The organism is Nocardia pseudovaccinii NBRC 100343, from assembly GCF_001613225.1.
Taxonomy (GTDB): Bacteria; Actinomycetota; Actinomycetes; order Mycobacteriales; family Mycobacteriaceae; genus Nocardia; species Nocardia pseudovaccinii.
The window spans coordinates 1-5,647 of record NZ_BDBY01000447.1 but is presented as its reverse complement, the minus strand read 5'-3'; the positions used below and the strand labels follow the sequence as shown (position 1 = coordinate 5,647).

Here is a 5,647-nt window from a genome sequence, read left to right as displayed (position 1 = left end):
TGGGCGGGGTCGGCTCGGCCGGGCTGGACACCGTGGAGCATCCGCTGCTCGGTGCGATGGTGTCGCATCCGGAGTCGGGTGAGGTGATTTTCACCGGCCGGTGGTCGGTGGACTCGATGCGGTGGCTGGCCGACCACAGCGTGCTCGGCGTGGTTTTGCTGCCGGGCACCGGGTTCGTTGAGCTGGCGAGCTACGTCGGCGGCGTCCTCGGCTGTGCCGTGGTCGATGAGCTTGTCCTGCAGGCCCCGTTGACGATGCCTGCCGAGGGTAGCGTCGCGGTACAGGTCGTGGTGACCGGGGCGGACGAGGCCGGTCGCAGGCGGTTGAGTGTGCATTCGCGGCAGACCGCCGAGGGGCCGTGGTCGCTGCACGCCGAAGGTGCGCTCGCACCGGGCGAGACGGCGGCCGATTTCGATCTGGCCGCGTGGCCGCCCGGGGGTGCGCAGCCGACACCCCTCGCGGGCGTCTACGACGAGTTGTTCGACCTCGGGTACGGCTACGGCCCGTTCTTCCAGGGGCTGCAGGCGGCGTGGCGCCGCGGTGACGAGTTGTTCGCCGAAGTCACGCTGCCGGATCCGCAGGACGGCAACGGCTTCGGAGTTCATCCGGCACTGCTCGACGCGGCGCTGCACGTCGGTATCGTGCACGGTCTTCGGGATGGTGTCGGTGATTTCCCGGCCCTGCCGTTCACCTGGAACCGCGTGGTTTTGCACTCCGCGGGCGCCGCCGCGGTGCGCGTCCGAATCGTGGTCGACGGCACCAGGTTCACCGTGCAGCTGGCCGACGACCAGGGACACCCGGTGCTATCGGTCGGGGCGCTGGTGTCCCGGCCGGTATCGGCCGATCGCCTGGGCGCCGACCACGCCGCGGAATCCCTCTTCCGCGTGGAATGGAGCACCATTGCCGCGCCTGCGGCGCCGACCGAGCCCGGCCAGCTGGCCGCGCTCGGCTGGGGCCGAAGTTCCGGTGCGGTGCGGGGCTTCGGTGATCTCGCGGAGCTGATCGCCGATCTGGATGCGAACCCGGACGCGGTCGTCCCCGAGATGGTGCTGCTGGAGAGCCCATTCGAGGACGCGGCGCCGCCGCAGGCGGCACGCCGGGTGGTGACCCGGCTCTTGGACACCGTCCAGGGCTGGCTGGCCGAAACCCGTTTCGCCGGTTCCCGTTTGGTGGTGTCGACCAGACACGCTGTGGCCGTTGCCGATTCCGATTCGGTGCGGCTGGATCAGGCGCCCGTCTGGGGGCTGGTGCGCGCCGCGCAGGCCGAACACCCGGGTCGATTCCAGCTCCTTGACCTGGACGGCGACCACGATCCGATCTCCGTCGCGACCGCGGCGATGGCCGCGGAACCGGAAGCCGCACTGCGTGGGCACCAAGTGCTGGTGCCGCGCTTCGGCCGCCACGCATCAGATGCGGTCGCTCGGCCGCTCGAGCCGGGCACGGTGCTGGTGACCGGTGGGACCGGCGGTCTGGGTGCGGTGATCGCCCGGCATCTGGTGACCGAATACGGTGTGCGCCATCTGCTCCTGACGTCCCGGCGCGGGCTGGGTGCGCCCGGCGCCACCGAGCTGCGCGATGAGCTCGTCGAGCTCGGCGCGCAGGTCGCGGTCGCCGCCTGCGATGTGTCGGATCGGGCCGCGGTGGCCGCACTGCTGGACGGCATCTCGGCCGAGCATCCGCTGGTTGGCGTCGTGCATGCGGCCGGAATCGCGGACAACGGTGTGATCGAGTCGATGACGCCGGACCGGGTCGGGAATGTCTTCGGGCCCAAGGCCGATGCCGCGTGGCATCTGCACGAGCTCACCCGCGACGCCGCGCTGTCGCTGTTCGTTCTGTTGTCCTCGGCGGGTGGGCTGGTCCTGGCTGCCGGGCAGGCCAACTACGCCGCGGCGAACGTCTTCCTCGACGCCCTCGCGGCGCATCGTCGCGATCTCGGATTGCCCGCTACCGCAATTGATTACGGCCTGTGGGCGCGCTCGGCCGGTCTCGGTGCCGAGCTGTCCGAGGACGACTTCGATCGGATGCGCAGGCTGGGCTTCCCGCCGTTGACCGAGGCCGAAGGCCTGGCGTTGTTCGATGCGGCGATCGCCGCCGAGACGGCCCAGGTGGTGGCGCTGCGGGTCGACGCGGCCGTGCTGCGCACCAGGGGCGAGCAGATCCCCGCCCTGCTGCGGGCGATCGCACCCGCTCCCGTGCGCCGGGCGACTCGGACCGCGGCCGGGCAGGCGTTCGCGCAGCGGCTGGCCGGGCTCTCTGACACCGATCGTGGCGCCGCACTGCTCGATCTCGTCCGGACCACTGCCGCGGAAACCCTCGGGCACGCCTCCGGCGCTGCCGTCGAGCCCCAGCAGGCTTTCCAGCAGCTCGGGTTCGACTCGTTGAGCGCCATCGAGTTCCGCAACAAGCTCAATACCGCGACCGGTCTGCAACTACCGGCCACGCTGATCTTCGACTACCCCAACCCGCAGCTGGTCGCCGACTTCATCGATGCCCAGTTCACCGGCACGAGCCAGGACATCGAAAGCACCACCGGCACAGCCGTCGGCGACGACCGGATCGCCGTGGTGGCGATGGGCTGCCGCTACCCGGGTGGAATCGCGTCGCCGGAGGATCTGTGGCGGCTGGTCGCGTCCGGTGGGGAAACCACCGGAGAGCTGCCGGACGATCGGGGCTGGGATATCGACGGTATCTACGATCCCGAGCCCGGCAAGGCAGGTAAGACCTACACGCGCCATGGTGGATTCCTTTACTCCGCAGCCGATTTCGACGCGGATTTCTTCGGGATCAGCCCGAACGAGGCGACGGTGATGGATCCGCAGCAGCGGGTGCTGCTGGAGGTCTCCTGGGAGGCGCTCGAACGTGCCGGTGTCGACCCGGCGGTGCTGCGTGGCAGCTCGACCGGCGTGTTCACCGGCGTGATGTACCACGACTACGCCCAGGGCGCAGGCACCGGTAACAACGCTGGCGGCAGCCTGGTCTCCGGCCGCATCGCCTACACGCTCGGCTTGGAAGGTCCTGCGGTGTCGGTGGATACGGCATGCTCGTCGTCGCTGGTCGCGCTGCATCTGGCCGCGCAGTCGCTGCGGTCGGGCGAGTGCGATCTGGCGTTGGCCGGTGGTGTGGCCGTGATGTCGGCACCGGACATGTTCCTCGAGTTCAGTCGCCAGCGTGGGTTGTCCCCGGACGGTCGCTGTAAGTCCTTCGCGGACGCGGCCGACGGTGTCGCCTGGTCCGAGGGCGCGGGTGTGTTGGTGCTGGAGCGGTTGTCCGATGCCCGGCGCAACGGTCATCGGGTGCTCGCGGTGCTCGCGGGTTCGGCGGTGAATCAGGACGGTGCGTCGAACGGTTTCGCCGCGCCGAACGGCCCGTCACAGCGGCGGGTGATCCGGCAGGCTCTCGCGAATGCGGGTGTCTCGCCGGTCGACGTCGATGCGGTGGAGGCGCACGGCACCGGTACCACGCTGGGTGACCCGATCGAGGCGCAGGCGCTGATGGCCACGTACGGCCGAGATCGGGATGTCGCTCGGCCGTTGTGGCTGGGGTCGCTGAAGTCCAATATCGGTCACGCTCAGGCCGCCGCGGGTGTGGGTGGCGTGATCAAGATGGTCATGGCCATGCAGCACGGGCTGCTGCCGCAGACCCTGCACGTGGATCAGCCGTCTACGAAGGTGGATTGGTCCGAGGGGCAGGTCCGGCTGCTGACCGAGGCGGTGGCATGGCCGGAGGTGGATCGGCCCCGACGTGCGGCGGTGTCCTCGTTCGGCCTCAGCGGCACCAACGCGCACCTGATCGTCGAGCAAGCGCCCGCACTGGACCCGGCTCCGGAGGTCAAGACCGCTCCGGCGGGCGGAGTGCTGCCCTGGGTGCTATCCGCCCGCGGTGCAGCGGCGCTCGCCGATCAGGCCGCCCGCCTGGCAGCGCAGGTGAGCGGCCGCGAGGACGACCCGATCGATGTCGGCTTCTCACTTGTCGATTCGAGAATGCTGTTCGACCACCGGGCGGTGGTGTTCGCGACCGAACGTGGCGCGCTGCGGGCCGGAACACAAGCGCTGAGCCGGGCCGAATCCCTTCCGGGTGTGGTGTCCGGCCGGGTGGTGGCGGGTTCGACGGGTGTGGTGTTCTCGGGTCAGGGTGCGCAGTGGGCCGGTATGGCTGCCGAGTTGCGTGCCGTGTACCCGGCGTTCGCCGAGCACTTCGATGCGATTGTCGCGCAGCTGGATCCGCTGCTGAAACAGCAGATTTCGCTGGATGCAGCACTGTCGGACGAGGATTCGGTCGATCAGACGGTGTTCGCGCAGGCGGGGTTGTTCGCGTTCGAGGTGGCGTTGTTCCGGCTGCTCGAATCCTGGGGCGTACGCCCGGATGTGGTGGCCGGTCACTCGATCGGTGAGATCGCTGCCGCGCATGTGGCTGGTGTGTTGTCCCTCGAGGGTGCGTGTGTGCTGGTGGCGGCTCGTGGTCGTTTGATGCAGGCGTTGCCTGCTGGCGGGGCGATGGTCGCTGTCGGTGCTTCCGAGGCCGACGTGACGGCGTTGCTGTCCGGCGAGGTGTCGATCGCGGCGGTCAACGGCCCGACATCGGTGGTGCTGTCCGGCATCGAAGACGACGTGCTCGCGGTAGTCGAGAAGTGCACCGAGCGTGGTTGGCGCACACACCGATTGCGGGTTTCGCACGCTTTCCATTCGGCTCTGATGGAGCCGATGCTGGCCGAGTTCGCTTCGGCGATAGATGGTTTGGTGTTCTCGCGTCCGAGCATCCCGTTGGTGTCGACGGTGACCGGTGCCCGGATCACCGATGAGATGTCGGATCCGGCGTATTGGGTGGGTCAGGTTCGTGACACCGTCCGGTTCGCCGATGCCGTTGTCGCGATGGCGGATCTGGGTGTGTCCCGGTTCGCCGAGGTCGGACCGGACGCCGTGCTCTTCCCGATGGTCGACCAGATCGTCGAGGAGCTGACGGTGACCGCGACTCCGACGGTGGTGGCGCTGGCCCGCCGGGGCCGGGCGGACGCGTCCGCCGTGGTGGCCGGGACTGCCGGGTTGTTCGTCAACGGCGCTCACGTCGATTGGGCCCGCCTGTACGCCGGTACCGGAGCTCGGCGCATCGACCTGCCCACCTACGCCTTCCAGCGTCAGCGCTATTGGATGGCCGCCGAGTCCGCCGCCGGTGGTGACGCCAGGTCGATGGGTTTCGCGGCCACCGGGCACCCGCTGGTCTCGGCCGTGGTGTCGCAACCGGAGTCCGACGCGATCGCGCTGAGCGGGCGATTGTCGGTGCGGACGCAGCCCTGGCTGGCCGACCATGCGGTCATGGACACCGTGTTGGTTCCCGGCACCGGTCTGGTCGAACTCGCCCTGCACGCCGGAGAACAGCTCGGCTGCACGGTGCTCGAGGAACTGGTACTGCGGGCGCCGCTGGTGCTGTCGGATTCGGCCGGGGTCGCCGTGCGGGTCGTGGTCGATGCCGAGGACGCGGCCGGTCGTCGCGGGGTGCGGATCTTCTCCCGCTCCGACGACGATGCCGATACGCCGTGGACGTTGAACGCCGAGGGCGCGCTCGCGCCGGAAGGCGACAGTGCCGCAGTGGATCTGGTGTCGTGGCCGCCCGCGGACGCGGTCGCGGTGGATATCGACGGTGTCTATGACAC

At 69.5% G+C, this 5,647-nt stretch carries 1 protein-coding gene; it reads left to right on the top strand.

Features of this window, described 5'->3' with window-relative positions:
* Positions 1-5,647 (top strand): type I polyketide synthase (locus NP3_RS45645; protein WP_157125007.1); only part of this gene is annotated, 5,647 nt, incomplete at both ends.